1 protein-coding gene is annotated in these 18688 nt (G+C 48.5%); it reads left to right on the top strand.

Going from position 1 to position 18688, the window contains the following annotated elements; all coding sequences use genetic code 11:
• Window positions 1-269 precede the first annotated feature (269 nt).
• Window positions 270-18641, top strand: coding sequence for a cadherin domain-containing protein (locus V144x_RS13810; protein ID WP_144985735.1), 18372 nt, complete (start codon window positions 270-272; stop codon window positions 18639-18641).
• Window positions 18642-18688 lie beyond the last annotated feature (47 nt).

Genomic DNA, 18688 nt, shown 5'->3' with positions numbered 1-18688 from the left:
TTTTGTAGATGGTTAAGCTGCGTTAATAATGATTGACATACCTTTTAGTGAGTAAAGATAATGGGGGGCGAGAAAGATATCAAAACCTTAAGCATATCCTTTAGTACACTTCTGGGTAACGAGAAGCCCGCGCAGAAGACCTTCAGGCCAGCTTGAACTTAGATTTCTCCTTTTCTCAATCTCCTCCAAAGCTTTACTACAAAAAGTAGTTACAAGTTTTGTGCTGTCAAAAGATAAAGCTTTCAAAGAACTCGAAGGAGAGTCTCAGAGTGGGATTATTAAAGTGGCTGAACCGATATCTTGGCAAAACCGAGGTAACACCCAATTTACAATTTGATAGCTTTCGAGAAGACAGCAATGCGAACTTGGAATTGATTCGCCTGGAAGATCGAATCGTGCTAAGCGTGAGTGCAGGTGTCACTGGCGACGTACTCGAATTGAATCTAGATACAGCCAATGATGAAGCAACGGTTTCGGTAGTCGACAGTGGGGCAACAATTCAAGTTGATGATGGACTTGGACTCCCTGACAGTATTTTGCAATTTGATGCGAGTCAGATTTCTTCAATCCTCGTGACTGGAACAGATTCATCACAAATCGTCAATTTCCTTGGTCAGGAAGATTTGGTTCTCTCTGGAACAGTTGATACTACCAGTTTTACTGGTGATGTGAATATCGGTATCGAACTTCTGGTCGGTCCTGGTGAGTCCCCACAGTTCAACTCAGCCTCCACGGTAACCTATTTGGGACAGTTTGAACTCTCGGGAGACCAACTCAATGTCATTCTGCCGAATGTATTAAATGCCGATGACGCGTTTGTTATTCAGATCAATGGTCCCAACCTGGAAATTCTTGATCCTGACCTTGCTAATCCCCTGCTCTTTTCCACTCCTGCGGGCTCTTTGAGTTCTATCAATGTCTTTGGAACTGACGGAGAAACTGATTTTCTAACTCTTGATTATAGCTCATCAGGTTTAACTGATATCACTATCTCTTTTGATGGTGGAACAGGCGGAAACGATGCGCTCGAGTTTTCTAATGGTGTGTTCGATACAATCACCCATAATCTGACAGGACCAGGTACAGGATCGGTTGATTTCAGTGGGAATGGAATCACGGAAATCACGTATACTGGCTTAGAACCGGTATTTGGTGGATCCAGCACCGCCAACGATGTTGTAATCAACCTACCCAATGCCACACTGGATGCCGTTCTGGAAAATTCCTTAGTTCCGGGTGAAATGCAAATCCGCAGCCTGAGTGCGGCTTTCGAACTCACCACCTTTGCTTCGCCCACAGATTCGCTCACAATCAATACATCCGGTGGTAGCTCCGTCGTAACCTTAAATTCGTTTGATACCACCTTTGCTCCCAATGATTTGATCATATCGGGACAGTCAGGTGATACCTACCAATTGACTGGTAGCGACCTGCTGGCTGATACAGTAACGCTGACACTTTCAGGTGGAGCAACTCTCGACCTGGGCGCGTTCGACGAAACTGTTGATGGTTTTGTGCTGGAAGAAGGAACCGTCATCGCCACCAGCGGCATCCTGTCTACCCAATCAGATCTGGATCTTCGGTCTGGAACAGTCCAGGCACAATTGAATGGAACGAATCTCATCAAAAATAGTATGGGTACTGTCGTTCTCTCTGGAACAAGTTCTGCTATAGGTTCCACAAGCGTACAAGGTGGTTTACTCAGAATCGAAGGATCGTTAACTACTTCCGAAGTCATTGTTTCAACGGGTGCAGTGCTGGGAGGAAATGGCACGGTAGACGCGCCCGTCACCGTCAACAACGGTGGTGTATTGACTCCCGGTTCCAGCCCCGGAATCATCAGTACTGGAGATTTAACACTCAGTGCTGGATCCACTTTAGACATCGAAATCGATGGCACAACGGCGGGAACAGACTATGATCAAATTCAGGTGACCGGCACCGTCGATCTCACAGGAGCAACACTTAACCTCATCAGTGCGTTTACCGCCGCAGCGGGGAATGAATTCCTCTTGATTGAGAATGACGGCGCTGATGCCATCACAGGAACCTTTGCCGGTCTCCCAGAAGGAACTTTGTTGACCTTCAATGGAAATCAGGTCTATATCACCTATCAGGGAGGTGATGGCAATGATGTTGCCCTGACCGTGAATACTCCGCCTGTTGTCAACAATCAATTGTTTGACATTGATGAAAACACGAGCAACTCAACATCTCTGGGAACCATCGTTTCTACAGATCCGGATGTACCTCCCGACAGTCTGGCATTTAGCGTTACCGGAGGCACAGGTCAGACAGCATTTGCCGTGAGTACGTCTGGTGAAATCACTGTTGCTGACGAGAGTCAACTGGACTTCGAAACCACAACATCCTTTGATCTTGAAATCCTGGTCACCGACAGTGCTGGAGCAACCGACACTGCAACGATTACGATTGATCTCAATCCACTGAATGATAATGCCCCTGTTGCTGCCAATCAGATACGCAGTGTCGATGAAAATGCCATCAATGGCACCAACGTGGGAGCTGTCATCGTTGCCACGGACGATGATCTCCCGGGCGACACATTGACGTTTAGTGAAACTGGAGGCACGGGTGCTGCGGCATTTGACATCACCTCAGATGGGCAGATCGTCGTCGCTGACCAGAGCTTACTCGATTTTGAGACCAATCCCACGTTCACTCTCGATATCCTGGTCGACGACAATGCCGGTCTAACAACCCCTGCTACAATTACGATCGACCTCAATCCATTGAACGATAATGCCCCTGTTGTCGCCAATCAGATACGCAGTGTCGATGAAAATGCCATCAATGGCACCAATGTGGGAGCTGTCATCGTTGCCACGGACGACGATCTCCCAGGCGACACATTGACGTTTAGTGAAACTGGAGGCACGGGCTCTGCAGCATTTGACATTACCTCAGATGGACAGATCGTCGTTGCCGACCAGAGCTTACTCGATTTCGAGACCAACCCCACGTTCACTCTCGATATCCTGGTCGATGACAACGCTGGTCTAACTACCCCTGCCACGATTACGATCAATCTGAACGACCTCGTTGAAACACTGGTCGTTGATTCTGCTGACTGGTCTGTTAACGATATCACTCTTGTAAGGGATGGCAGTCAACTGCGTGTTCTGAAAACGGGTACACTCAACGAAATCGTCCCTTCGCACAATTTTACCAATGTCTCCAGCGTGGTCATTACCGGGAATGGACTTGACAACACAGTTCGACTTTATGCAAGCGGAGGTAACATCATTCCTGCAGGGGGAATCAATTTTGACGGTGGTATCGGATCCGACACACTAGTGGCTTCGGATCAGGTGAATGACTGGGATATTGATGGAGTCAATGCCGGTAGCCTGTTGTCTGACTCAGTCACCTTCACAAGCGTGGAAAATTTAACTGGCAATGACGATGCAGATACTTTCGTGATACAGGCGGGAGGCCAAATTGATGGAACCATCAATGGTGGAGCTGGCATAGATCACATCGACCTGTCGAACGAAACAACAGATCTTTCAGTTATCTTAACAAGCCTGGGAAGTACAGATGGTTTTGATGGCAACGAGTCGGCAACATCCACCACGTTCCAGAATATCGATCAAATCACCGGCAGCACCGGCACCAACTCTCTGACTGGAATCGACAGTGCTGCCAACTGGACGATCAACGGAACCAACTCCTATCAAAGCACCAACACACTCGAATTCAGCAACTTTATCAATCTCATAGGGGGTAGTGATTCCGACAGTTTCAATGTCACCCCTGACACCGAAGCATTTAACATTGTCGGCGGCGATCCCACCAGCAATCCGCTCGGCGATCAACTCAATGTAGATACTTCTGCTGCTGGTACTGCTCTGGTTACCTCCAATAGTGATGGTTCTGGTTCCGTATCTGGCACGTTTCCCACAATTACTTATAGTGAGATTGAAGACTTCGCGATTTCGGGAATCGTAGACGTTCAAATTGATGGAACAACAAACAACGATACAATTGAAATCCTGGTCGTCGGAGCAGACATTGAATACCGCCTTGGTGGAATACTGATTGGCACCAGTTCTTTAACTCAAACAAACAGCATCACAGTCAATGCCGGCGACGGAGATGACAGTCTGACTGTAGATAGTGCCCTGGCAGCACAAGGCATTACCGTTGACTACGATGGTGAAGGCCAAACCTCTACAAATCCGGGAGATGTCCTGAATTTGCTGGGAACGGCGACCTCGGTGGAATACTTCTTCACCGATATCACATCTGGCAGTATCCGCATTGATGGCGCATTGACGGACTTCATTACTTACACTGGCCTGGAGCCAATCACATCAACCATTAATGCCACGAACGTCACACTGAATTACAGTGGTGTCACTGAAACGATTACCATTTCCGATGCAGGCGGTAGTCAAACTACTGTGACTTCCACAGCCGGAGAAATGCTGACCTTTTCTGACCCCACGAATTCACTGACAATCAACACTGGTGATGGCGATGACATTATTGACATCAACTCGTTAACCGCTAGTTTCACGGCGTCACTCATCATCAACGGCAATGATGGCGCAGACACGCTCAATGCGAATGCCAGCGTGTCACTCGATGCCGGCAATAATATTGAATTCAATGTTGAAACAATTAACGTGGCCAATGGTATCGCACTGACGGCGACAGGCATCGCCTTAAATGCAGCGGAAGTCAACTTGGATGGCGATCTCGTTTCCACGAATGTTTCCGGCGATGCTATAACCGTCAATGTACTGGGATCAACCGGCGGTGCCGACATCCAGGACGCTGTCGATGTAGCAGGCAATGGCGGAATCATTAATGTCGCTGCAGGCGTTTATATCACAGCTGACACGCTCGACATTGACGAATCAGTCTCGATATTGGGCGCAGGCGGTGATGTCGTTGAAATTCGAAAAACGGGTGACCCTACAAGTAATTTTGACGTTGCCGTCAACATCACAGCAGATAATGTCACGATCTCAGGGGCTCAGCTTGGTTGGGAAACGCATACTTCAGCGACTGACTACCAAGGCTATGTTGTTCTCACAACGGCCGATAATACCACACTCAACAGCCTGTTATTTGGCGACAACTACCGAAGTGCCGTCGTATTTGTCGGCGCTGATAATCTGGAAGTCTCCGACTCCATTTTCGAAGGAAAATTCGGACGTGCGGCAATTCGTGATGGAAGCGGTGGCAGCGGCGAGAACTTCCTGATCACGCGCAATGAATTTCGGGCAGACCATTTCCGTTGGGGACCGATCGCTATTGGGCCTCAGGGAACGTTTGGTAATCCTAATAACTTTGCTTTTAGTGGTGTGATCTCATTTAATTACTTCGGCAACGGCCTCGAAGCTGGTGCTTTCCAGGAAGCGGGCGATCAAAACTATACTGTCACCATCACCAACGGTGGTATGACCGCTGATGGGATTGACATCATCCACAACACCTTTGACTGGCAGGACTCCGCGACGACAAACGCGAACGGCATTTTTGCACAACCGGGTGGAATTTTCTTTGATCCTTCCCTCTCCGTCCCCGTGGGAACGGTCAATATTACGGACAATATTTTCAACGGGTTCACTTATCTGGGACCACAACCTACTACCGAGCCTTTGTGGAATCCCACCGGTGGTGTCTTCGGCGGTGCACTGGAATTTGATGGCGTGGATGATTTTGGTCTTTTTCAAGATGCTACCTTCGATGTTGGAGAATCAGGAACACTCAGTTTCTGGGTGAATATGGATGACCAGGGGCGCCGCAATCAGTTCTTTGAAGGCTTAAATAGTGCTGGTTTTGAATTCCAGTTTCGTAGCAATAGTGGTGGTCAATTCTTTGGTAGTCCGGGCCGTGCTGGCAACTCGAATAATTTTGTCATTCAAGACGGTAGCGCTGGTGGTACAGAAGGTGTCTGGCAGAATCTCCAATACACGTGGGACTTCAATGGCGGCGTGAATCCCCAAATGCACATCTATATTGATGGTGTCGAAGTCGGGTACCTCAATACAACTTTCGATTCAGATCTCACTCAGTGGGTCGCAACCGTTAATACGGTGAATGAATTAATTACTGTCGGCCGTGATGCCAGCGGTGACAGATACTTCGATGGACTGATGGATGATGTCGGCTGGTTTGACGAAGCCCTGGATCAAACTGATCGCGATAACATCCGGAACAATGGTGTTGCCGCTCTCGCTGCGGATGCCAGACTCGTCGCTCATTGGGATTTTGACCAGGCATCAGGGGAGATCGCCCTCGATAACAAAAACGGCATTCAGATGCTGATTGCCACCAATGGCATCGTTCCCTTTGGTCCCGAATTCCAGACTGCTGCCGGTCAGTTTGGTGGCGCGTTACAATTCGACGGAATCGACGATTTTGCCACGTTCCAGGATGCCAGTTTTGATGTTGGCAGACAAGGCACATTAAACTTCTGGATCAATATGGACGATACCGGGCGCCGCAACCAGTTCTTTGAAGGTCCTGATAATGGCGGCTTGGAGTTTCAGTATCGCTCTAACGGTGGCGGACAGTTCTTTGGCCGAACACAAGACGGAGCTGACTTCACAATTCAGCAAGGTGGTCAGTCAGGCGTTCAAGGCGTCTGGACCAACATTCAATATACTTGGGATGCCGACACCGGTGAAATGCATATTTACCTGGATGGTTCTGAAGAGCCGTATCTCTCCTCTTTTGATCAAAATCTGGCTGGATTTGACAGCACACATTTCACCGACACGATCAACGGTCTAATGAATGTCGGTCGTGATCCGGGTGACGGTGGACGTTTCTTCGAAGGACTCATGGATGACATCGGATGGTTCAATGACGTTTTAGACCAAACAGACCGGGATGCAATCAGAGTAAACGGCGTCGCAGACCTCGCGGGAGATTCACGTCTGGTCGCTCACTGGAACCTGGACGATGCCCCCGGCACGACGATTGTTTCCGGAAACAGCGGAACAAACATTGACCTTTATATTCAGGCTGAACCACCTTTACCACCGATTGAAGGTTTTGGAGTTATCGCGCCTCTCAACTCCAACGTCACTTTCAATGCATTTAATGACAACGACCTTGATTCCAATGTAACGTTAGATAACACCAATGTATTTGGTGACCCGTTGTTTGCCTATGAAAGCAACCCGCTGTTTGTCAACACTCCTTCTTTGGAAGAGCAATTTACGATTGGCTTTGGCTCTTCAGCCGCCTACACCTCTTCAGAATTTGCTAGTGACACGAACACGACAACACCTCACATTGGCGCGTTTCAGAATCCTCCCACACTCTATCCCGGAGTATTTGGCTCTGGTGATATTGTCATTTTCGGTACAGACGAAGATGACTTGCTGGAGTTGACATTTACAAGCGAAAACACAGCGACATTCGTATTGACTAGAGATGTGGGAGGTGTGAACGAAGTACTGGAAACCGTCATCCTGACTGACATTACATCCATCACCTTTAACGGACTGGGTGGCGATGATGTCATGATCATCAATCAACCCGATAATCAGTTTGCTAATCCAACAGGTGGGATACTCTTCAATGGAGGATCTCAGAATAATAATGGTAATGCTCTGGGAACGGTCGGATTAGATGGTGATACACTTGTCATCAATCACAATACGCCCGTTGAAGCCGACTCCGTTTCTTATATCTTCACACCGGATGCTGTGCCAGCCGAGGGAGAAGATGGAATCATCACAATCACCGATGCCAGCCTAAGCGATGGTTCCACAACGATCACCTTCACGGGACTTGAGCCGATCATTGACAACCTGCTTGTCGCTGACCGTGATTTCGACTTCACCGATGCCACTGAAACGATTTCACTCTCTGATGACGGTGTTGCCGGGGATGATTATTCTTTCATCGATTCCACACTCAGTGAATCAGTTCTCTTTCTGAATCCGACTAACTCCCTCACTGTTAGAACTGACAGCGTGGGCACACCAGTCGGAGTCGACACCGTTCAGATTGACAGTCTCGATAGCCTCTTTGATGCCAGCTTGACGATTCTCGCCGGCAGTGATGACCCGGTCACTTTCCAGACAGCAGTCGATCTGGGCACGGGCGATTTATTCGTCACTGCAGAAAGCGTTGACATTCTAGCAGACATCAACGCAGCCTCAACCGACATCAGCTCTTCAGGTGTCACCAGTACAACTTTCAATGGCGGGACTGTCACGACAACGGGTTCTCAGCTTTACAACAACGCTGTCAATTTCGTCACTAATTCCACGCTCACCAGTACCGGTGGAAGCACTATTGAATTCAGTTCAACCGTCGATGGAAGTATCGATTTAAATATCGACACGACAGGCAATACGATTTTCAATGGAGCCATTGGAAGTAACACTGCCTTAACCAGTTTGACTACCAATGCTGGCGGTGCCACAAACATCAATGGAAGTACGGTCAATACTACCGGAAATCAAACTTTCAATGATGCAGTTATCCTGGGAGATAACACTGTTCTCACCAGTACCAACACCGGAGACATTACATTCAATTCGACGTTGAATGGGGCCTTCACACTCAACATCAATACCGACGGCAACACCACGTTCAACGACACGGTTGGGAACAGTGCTGCGTTAACCAGTCTCACCACCGACGCCAATGGAACCACCAACATCAACGGGGGCAGTGTTACTACCACCGGTAATCAAACTTTCAATGATGCGGTTCTGCTGGGAGCTAACACGGTCCTCACCAGTACCGCGGCCGGAGACATCATATTCAATTCGACATTGAATGGGGCCTTCACACTCGACATCAATACCGGTGGTAACACCACCTTCAACGACTCGGTCGGGAACAGTGCCGCGTTAACCAGTCTCACCACTGACGCTAATGGAACGACCAATATCAATGGCGGCAGTATTAATACGACTGGCAACCAAGTCTTTAATGATGCGGTTGTCTTGGGAGCCAACACGGTTCTCACCAGCACTACTATCGGAGATATCATATTTGGATCCACATTGAATGGGGTCTTCACACTCGACATCAATACCGACGGCAACACCACCTTCAACGGCACGGTCGGGAACAGTGCCGCGTTGACCAGCCTCACGACCGACGCCAATGGAACCACCAACATCAATGGAGGTAGTGTCAATACGACTGGCAACCAAGTCTTTAATGATGCGGTTGTCCTGGGTGCCAACACGGTTCTCACCAGCACTGCTATCGGAGATATCATATTTGGATCCACATTGAATGGGGCCTTCACACTCGACATCAATACCGGTGGTAACACCACCTTCAACGACTCGGTCGGGAACAGTGCCGCGTTAACCAGTCTCACCACCGATGCCAATGGAACCACCAACATCAATGGTGGCAGTATTAATACGACTGGCAACCAGACGTTTAACGATGCAGTTGTCCTGGGAGCCAACACGATTCTGACCAGTACCACGACAGGTGACATCCTTTTTGATTCTACGCTCAATGGTACTTTCACACTCGACATTAATACCGACGGCAACACGACCTTCAATGACACTGTCGGGAACAGTGCTGCGTTAACCAGCCTCACGACTGATGCCAATGGCACGACGAATATCAATGGAGGGAGTGTGAACACCACCGGCAATCAAATCTTTAATGATGCGGTTGTCCTGGGTGCTAACACGATTCTCACCAGTACGGCGGCCGGAGATATCACATTCAATTCGACGTTGAATGGGGCCTTCACACTCGACATCAATACCGACGGTAACACCACCTTCAATGACGCGGTTGGCAACAATGCTGCGTTAACCAGTCTCACGACTGACGTAAACGGAACGACCAATATCAATGGCGGCAGTATCAATACGACCGGCAGTCAAATCTTTAACGATGCCGTTGTCCTGGGAGCCAACACCGTTCTCACCAGTACGTCTACGGGAGACATCACATTTAATTCGACGCTGAATGGGGCCTTCACACTCGACATCAATACTGATGGTAACACCACCTTCAACGACACCGTTGGCAACAGTGTTGCATTGACCAGTCTCACGACTGATGCCAATGGAACGACGAACATCAATGGCGGGAGTGTGAACACCACAGGCAATCAAATCTTTAATGATGCAGTTCTGCTGGGTGCGAACACGGTTCTCACCAGTACGGCGGCCGGAGACATCACATTCGAGTCCACACTGAATGGTGCCTTCACACTCAATATCAACACCGATGGTAACACCACCTTCAATGACACCGTTGGGAATAGCAATGCACTTACCAGTCTTACAACCGATGCCAATGGTACCACGAACATCAACGGGGGCAGCGTCAACACGACCGGCAATCAAATCTTTAATGATGCGGTTGTCCTGGGAGCCAACACGATTCTCACCAGCACGACAATCGGCGATATCACATTTAACTCGACGCTGAATGGGGCCTTCACGCTCAACATCAATACCGACGGCAACACCACGTTCAACGGCAGTGTCGGGAACAATGCTGCGTTAACCAGTCTCACAACCAATGTGAACGGAACGACCAATATCAACGGGGGCAGTGTCACCACAACCGGTAATCAAACTTTCAATGATGCGGTTGTGCTGGGAGCCAACACGGTCCTCACCAGTACCGCTATCGGAGATATCATATTTAATTCGACGCTGAATGGCGCGTTCACACTCGACATCAATACCGACGGCAACACCACCTTCAACGACGCGGTTGGGAACAATGCTGCGTTGGCCAGTCTCACCACCGATGCCAATGGCACCACTAACATCAACGGCGGCAGCGTGAATACGACCGGCAGTCAAATCTTTAACGATGCCGTTGTCCTGGGTGCTAACACGATTCTCACCAGTACCGCGGCCGGAGATATCACATTCAATTCGACGCTGATTGGGGCCTTCACTCTCGACGTCAATACCGACGGCAACACCACCTTCAACGACACGGTTGGCAACAGTGCTGCGTTAACCAGCCTCACCACCGACGTGAATGGAACGACGAATATCAATGGCGGCAGTGTTAATACGACCGGCAACCAAGTCTTTAATGATGCGGTTGTGCTGGGAGCCAATACGATTCTCACCAGTACGGCAATCGGCGATATCACATTTAATTCGACGCTGAATGGAGCCTTCACACTCGACATCAATACCGACGGCAACACCACCTTCAACGACACGGTTGGCAACAGTGTTGCGTTAACTAGTCTCACCACCAACGCTAATGGAACAACGAACATCAATGGTGGCAGTATTACTACAACTGGCGCGCAAACCTATCATGATGCCGTCTTACTGGGAATGTCTACGAGCTTTACTTCGACTACCACCGGTGACATCACATTTAATTCCTCGGTGACTGGGGGAGTCGGGATTTCCGTCGATATCAGTTCGACCGGCGATATCATCCTGAACGATTCTTTCACAACTGATGGCAATGTTACAGCAACTGCTGATTCAGACACATCAGGGACTGGTGACTTTACCATGCAGGTCGGCTCAAGCCTGGATGCTGGTTCGGGAATGATTGATATTGATGGTGCCAACGTCGTCACACGCTCATTGACTACGACCAACGCTTCCGCCACTTCGATCACAATAGATGCCAACAACGGAAACGTCACGACCAGAGATACTGGTGTCAATTCTCTTGGTGACATCTCAATCAATGCCACCGGCATGGTCACCCTCGAAGACGATGGAGTGAATACTGGTGAGGGAGGTAGTGTAACAATCCAGGCACAAGGAGATATCACCTCTACTGGTGCAGGTATCGATACAACCGTCGGCACGTCTTCAGGAGGCTCTATTGCAGTTACTTCCAATGCGGGAATGGTCGATTTCTCAAACAGCACAGTTCTGACGGGGAATGGTGGCATCATTGACATTGATGCCAGCACCGGTTTCACAGCGCTAAATAGCAGCTTTACTACTACATCTGGGACAGGTGGTGGTAGCGTTGACGTCAATGTTTCTGCTGGTAATATTTCGATTACCAATGGTGGGATCACCGTTAATGGTTCTGGTACCATTTTGCTGGGTGCTCAGGGAGCAACAGCCGATATTCTCATCGCATCAGAACTATCCAGCGTGGACGGAGGCATCTCTGTTCTGGCAGATAATGATATCACTCTCAGCTCTAACGCAAGAATTGTCAGTCAGGCGAGTGGCTCGATTACCTTGACGGCCGACAATGACGGCTCTAATGCGGGTAGCATTACTATGGATTCCGGTAGTACCGTGGAATCCCAGGGAGGCCTGGTTCAGCTCTCGGCCTACGATAATATCGCTGTCTCTGCGATTACCACCACAGGCGGTCGCGTTGATATCACCTCAACCAATGGGAATATCACAGACAATGATGGCACAACAGCCAAAAATGTTACCGCCAATCAACTGGTCCTGAACTCCAATACGGGCATTGGCCAATTAGCAGATGCGATTGACACGGCTATTTCGTTTCTGGAAGCAGATGCTGGTACAGGCGGCCTTTTCCTGGATAACATGGGCAACTTGACTATCGGTAACATTTCGGCACAGGTTGGATTAGATGCCGATTCAGATATTCTGGTCAATGTCATGGGCACACTCGACATTACCGAAAATGTTCAATCCACCACAGGCTCCGTTGAATTGAACGCCACAGATACACTTACAGTTGACGTCGCAACAACCATAGCCACGTTTGGAACCGGGGCATTGTTACTCACCTCCACACGCAATATCAAACTCAATAATGGTAGTAACCTGAGAACTGTCAACGGCGGGATCACATTACTGGCCAATGATGGGGGAGTCACTGCCGGTGATTTCAGTGGTATAGAAGCAGAAAACGCCACGATTGAAACGACCGGCGAGGGAAATATCTTACTCACCGGATTTGGTGGAGCTGATGCTCTGACAAGTGACCATTATGGCGTTCATCTACATTCAGGAACTTCTGTAACGTCAACCGATACAGGTGCCTCAGCCGGAACGATTACCATCAACGGGACGGGCGGTACAGGAATTGACAACAACAGAGGTGTGTTCATTGAAGGTGCATCGACCAACATAACCAGCGTCGACGGAAATGTTCAAATCGTTGCCAATAGTAGCAATGGCGATGGGGTTCTACTAGCCGATCAGGCAGCAGTTGTTTCCACCGGTACTGGTGCTAATGCAGCGACCATTACCATTAATGGTACCACAACCTCTGATAATGCTGGTGTGACGCTTACCAGTAATGTGCAATCTTTGGATGGGGATATCGCGATTACTGGTAGTTCAACTGGTGGAGGAACTGCCTCGGAAGGTGTATTAATCCAAACGGTTGCGGGCCAGGTCAATGCCACTAATGGCAATATTACCATCGACGGAACCTCGAATGGCGATGATGGAATTGAAATCTCAAACAGTTCCGGTATTTCGATTACTGGCACGGGGAACCTTCAGTTACTGGGTGAATCAACGGGGACCGGCAGCGGTATTGAATTTAACGCAGCTGTGAACAGTAATTCTGGAACGGTTACCTTTACTTCTGAAGATGATGTGATACTAGGCAGTGTGGCGCTGATTGATTCGACATCCGGTACTGTGACTATCACCGCCGACAATGCCGCTGGTAATAATGGCAACCCCATTTCCATGGCCAATGGTGCCCTGATCGATGCCGGCTCGGGAGACATTAACCTCACCACAGATGGCAACATTCTTTTGGGAGGTCTGCTGACTACCGGTACGGTGAACGCGGATTCTCTGTCGGCAGCCATCATTGATAACGGTGACACCCACACAGACATCATCGCATCCACGGCCGTGTTGAACGCAGTCACTGGTATTGGTGATGGCAATCCACTGGAAACGTCAATCGGTACACTCTCTGCAACAGTGTCGGACATTGGTGGTCTCTTTATCGACAACAGCATTGCCGTCGAACTGCTGGACGTTTCGACTTTCGATGGAGAAATCGTAATCAATGCAACAGACACAATTACTGCTACATCTGTGGTTTCCAATAACAATTCGGGCAGTGACAGTCACGATATCTCACTCACGGCAACAGGTACCAACAGTGATATCCTGGTGACAACGATTACTGCCACTGGTAACGCAGATGTTACCCTGACAGCCGATGACGGTATTCTCGACACCAACGGTGCCGATGCAAACCGGATTACAGCCGATAATTTGATGATGACCTCCACCAGTGCTGGTGGTACACAAGACGGGATTGACGTCGACACGTCTGTGAATAGTGTCACCGCTGTTGTTAATACCAATGCCGGTGGTATCCGCATCGATGAAGTTGATGACATTATCTTGACTCAGCTTACAACAGCCGATGGCCCCATCACCGTCAATGCGGGAGGCACGATCCAAGTATTAAACGTGGTCTCTGAAAACAATTCCGCTTCCGATACGAACAACGGTATCATGCTCACTGCAACGGGAGCAACAAGTGATATCATCATCACAACATTGACTGCTCAGAATACGGCAGACATCACACTCAATTCAGACCGTGACATTCTTGACTCTGACAGTTCTGACCTCAACATTACATCAGGCGATCAATTGACAGCTGTTGCCGGTCGCAATATTGGTGGAATCACAAGTATCTTTACAGAAACGGATTTTGATCCGCTGCAAACCTCAGTAGATCATCTCGATTTGACCAGTGGCAATATTATTGCCATTCACAATACAGGTACAACACCTGAATTAATCAATCTGGATGCTGGCACAGGCACTGCCGGAACGACTTTTATCAGAGCAACCGGCGGCGCCTTGGACGCTTCTTTAACAACAGGCATCAGCAATACACAGGATAATATCGGCTTTGTGTCTGACACTTCCATCACAGTACCAACCGGATTACAGACCTCGAATCTACGTTTGGACGCTCCTGATATTATCGATACTGGTGGCGGAAATATTGACATCAATGCGGTCAATGCCATTTTGTTTCACTCTAGTTCGGCAGAAACGGTCGAAATTACCGCTCAACAATTTGATGGTACGGCCACAGGCAGTGATTTCATTATCATCAACGACTCCCCTGCCCTTGAGCTCATTGACCTGAACTCCGATGTGACTGCCCTCACAGGTGGTGCTGACACGAATATTGCACTGACGTCAGCAGGCGGCATCACAGTTACAAATCTGATTCAGGTACTCGGGGCAGGTACTTTGAACCTGGAAACCACAAACACAGACGCCGATTTGGTCCTCAATCAGAACATTCAAAGTGGTACAGGCGGTGTGACGATTTCGACTGCCAATAATATCATCTTCAATGGTGTCACAAATCTGACGAGTACATCGGGCAGTGTGCTGTTGACCGCTGATGCAGATAGTGGTGCTGGTGGCTTATTCGGTGGCATCACGATGGCAGATGGTTCGTTCATCAATGCCGGCGATGGAATCGTCAATCTCACTGCCACTGATGACATTACGATTGGTCATATAGTAACAACCAATGCGACGGACTTCGCGATTCATCTTGAGACAGATGGAAGCCTGATTGACGCTGGTGACAGTACGGGAGAAGACCTGGTCGCGAACGAAGTGGGGGCTCGCGTTACGATCATCGCCGCTTTGGGTGCTGGTAAATTAGCAGACATCAATGGGGAAATTGAAACACAAATCGATCAGGTCAATATTACCAACCAGACGTCTGGTGAAATTCAGCTTATTGAAACGGATGCCGTTATCATACATGACATCCTGCAGACTACTGCTGGTAACATCAGCGTTGTTGCCGGTGGAAACATTCTGCTTTCCGGTTTGATAGAAACGACGACAGGCGATGTGCTGCTTGATACGCAGGGTACAATTATCGACCAAAACGATGGTTTACCAGACCCCTTAAATATCCATGCCGTCAATCTGGACCTGAACGCGATCACGGGAATTGGCGTGGGCGACACACTGGAACTCAGCGTGGATACATTCTCGGCTGATACAACCAACGGTGACATCCTGCTTCACAACACGGCGACAAATTCTGCTACCGCTTCCAGTATTTCTACAGGCAAGGGAAATATTGCGCTGGAACAAATCGGGAATGAATCACTTACGATTGATTTTGCTTCTACCCTCGATGGAAATATTACAATCTCGAATGAGGGTGATGCTCAGACTGACATTCTGACTTTAACTTCAACCACTGCTGGTGGAACGACACCTGAAATCAATGTTTCCACCATTGGTTTTGGAAATATCCTGCTGGGCAGTGTCACCGGTCTGGATGGTATAATTTCAGTCATTTCCGCGGGAGAAATCAATGATGCCGTCAATGATCAAGCTGCACCTGAAATCGACCTGAATGCTGCATCCGGCTCCATTACATTACAGGCAATCAATGGCATTGGGAATAACGAACGGATTGAACTCTCAGGCAGAACGCTTTCCATCAATACAACAACAGGGAATATTGATGCATCCAACGTATCCTCTCTTTCAACAGGCCCTGTTGGCGTCTCTCGTTTAACCACCGGCAATGGAACGATTGACTATCTGCAAACGGGTGGACAAGACACGACATTCGAGGAAATTACCACTACTGGTTCTGATATAACAATCGAAACTGACGGTTCGATTCTCTTTGAGAATCCGGGCGTGTTGACAGATGTCGTTTCAACGGATGGAGCAGGCACAGTTCAAGTCATTGCGACGGGTGTGAATTCTTCCATCGAGATCAATGATGGATTCCGTACGGCTGGTGGCACCATCTACCTGACCGCGCAAAATAGCCTGACCTTCGGTAGCGAAGGAGATATTAACTCTTCCAATGGAACTATCACATTACTCGCAGATTCAGCATCACTGGGAGCCGGGGGAGGTGGCATTTCCATGTCCGATGGCACCATCTTCAATGCGGGAACCGGGACTGTTGACCTGCAGGCAGGCGATGATATCGCAATCGGCCAATTGATTACCACAACCTTGACTCGCCTCACCAGTACGGCAGGAGGCGTTGTGGATGCGGGTGACTCTGGCGGCAGAGACATCATTGCAGAGGAAGTCGTCCTCCGAACCGCTACTGGCGCTGGCTCAGCAGATCCACTGGAAACAGCCGTTTCGACTCTAGCTGCTTTGAATACTGATTCAGGCCATATTCAAATCCACAATGACCTGGGCGGCGCCTTATTAACTATCGGCACAGTTGACGGGTTGGCAGGTGTCACAAATTCGGCGAATACACCTGGTGACATTTTCATTTCAAACGCAAGCCCACTCACTGTGAATGCTCCAGTGACAAATAGCTCCGGTGGAAATATTGGCTTGGAATCAACGGGCCCCGGAGACTTAACATTAAATGCCTCTGTGCGAGCCTTTGGCGGTAACGGGAATATTAATGTCAATGCCGATGACGGATTTTTAGCCATCAATGATACGGGAGCTGCTTCGGATCATAGTGTTGCGGGAACCGGAGTCTTCTCTGGCCATGGTACAAGTGGAGTGATCATTGATAATAACACCACTCTGAATTCGGAAACAGGCGCCATTGCAGGAGTCCCTCCTGTGTTAACAAACCTGGGAACTCCTCAAATACTGGCAACAGGAGATGCAACTGTTACAGGAGACTTTGGTCGTTTCACAGAACAAAACTTTTTCATTACTATTGACTGGGGTGATGGCACAGTCGAAACCTTCAATTTTTCTGACCCAGGTTCGTTTGTATTTAATCATACTTACACATTAAACCCCAATGTTCAAAACCCAGCAGCCGATATCCCCATTTTGGTAACCATGCAGGGAGACATGCAGTTTACGTTCACAGATGGTAATGGAAGCCTCGACTTTACCAGTGAAGCAGGTCTTCTGGAAACACCTGGTGAAGGACTGGCAAACATCGCCATCGACACGACCCCTCAAGTTCCTCAACTGCTATTTCCTCAAGCTGAAGTAATTCTTGATTCGACTTCCAATCAGCAAAGTTTATTTGTTGTCCAGGACACATTGACGATTGAAGGCGCACTTCAGGAAGCCAATAAAAACGCCGAGCGTCTTGTTTTCTTAAGAATTCTGGCACCAAATGGCAATCTGATTGAAGACGTGCCATTACAGGAAACAGATCTTGACAATCTGCCAAAGCTGTTTAAATCACTTCCCGATGGACGATATCAGATCTACTTAAAAGAAGCTGGTGAAGAACGCATTCGTCTTCTGATGGACGTAGACATTCGTGGTGGAAAAGCGACGGATGTGACGGAAGATCAACCCAATCAGCCATCCTCAACTGATAATCAAAATTCAGCAGAATCTGACAGTACAACGCAAAATGAGACCATGAAGTCACCCGTTGCTTCTTCTTCAGAAAATGTTCAATTAGACACTTTTGAGGGAGTTACAACTGTCATTAACACAATCTCGGAACGAACCGAGTTCCCAAATACATTTGAGTCCACAGATGCCTATACAACCGAAGCTCTGCAAGAGACTTACGCTCCTGCAGATATTCCAGAACCTAACTCTCACTCAAACAACACACAGACGAATGCCGTAGAAAAAGCATGGAGTAGCTCTGCTCTGCTCTCAGGCTATTTCCACGGGCGTTCGGTTTTCAAAAAACCGACGAAACCGGAAGAATATGAGTCGGCGATGGAAAAATATGGCCAACGTTTAATGAGTCGTCACTACAACATTTTCAGAAGAAATTAACAATCCAAGACCTTAAATGATATCATCTTTTGTATAACTTAATAATT

Source organism: Gimesia aquarii, from assembly GCF_007748195.1.
Lineage (GTDB): Bacteria > Planctomycetota > Planctomycetia > Planctomycetales > Planctomycetaceae > Gimesia > Gimesia aquarii.
Note: the sequence above shows the minus strand (reverse complement) of the source record. Positions and strands in the feature narration are given on the sequence as shown.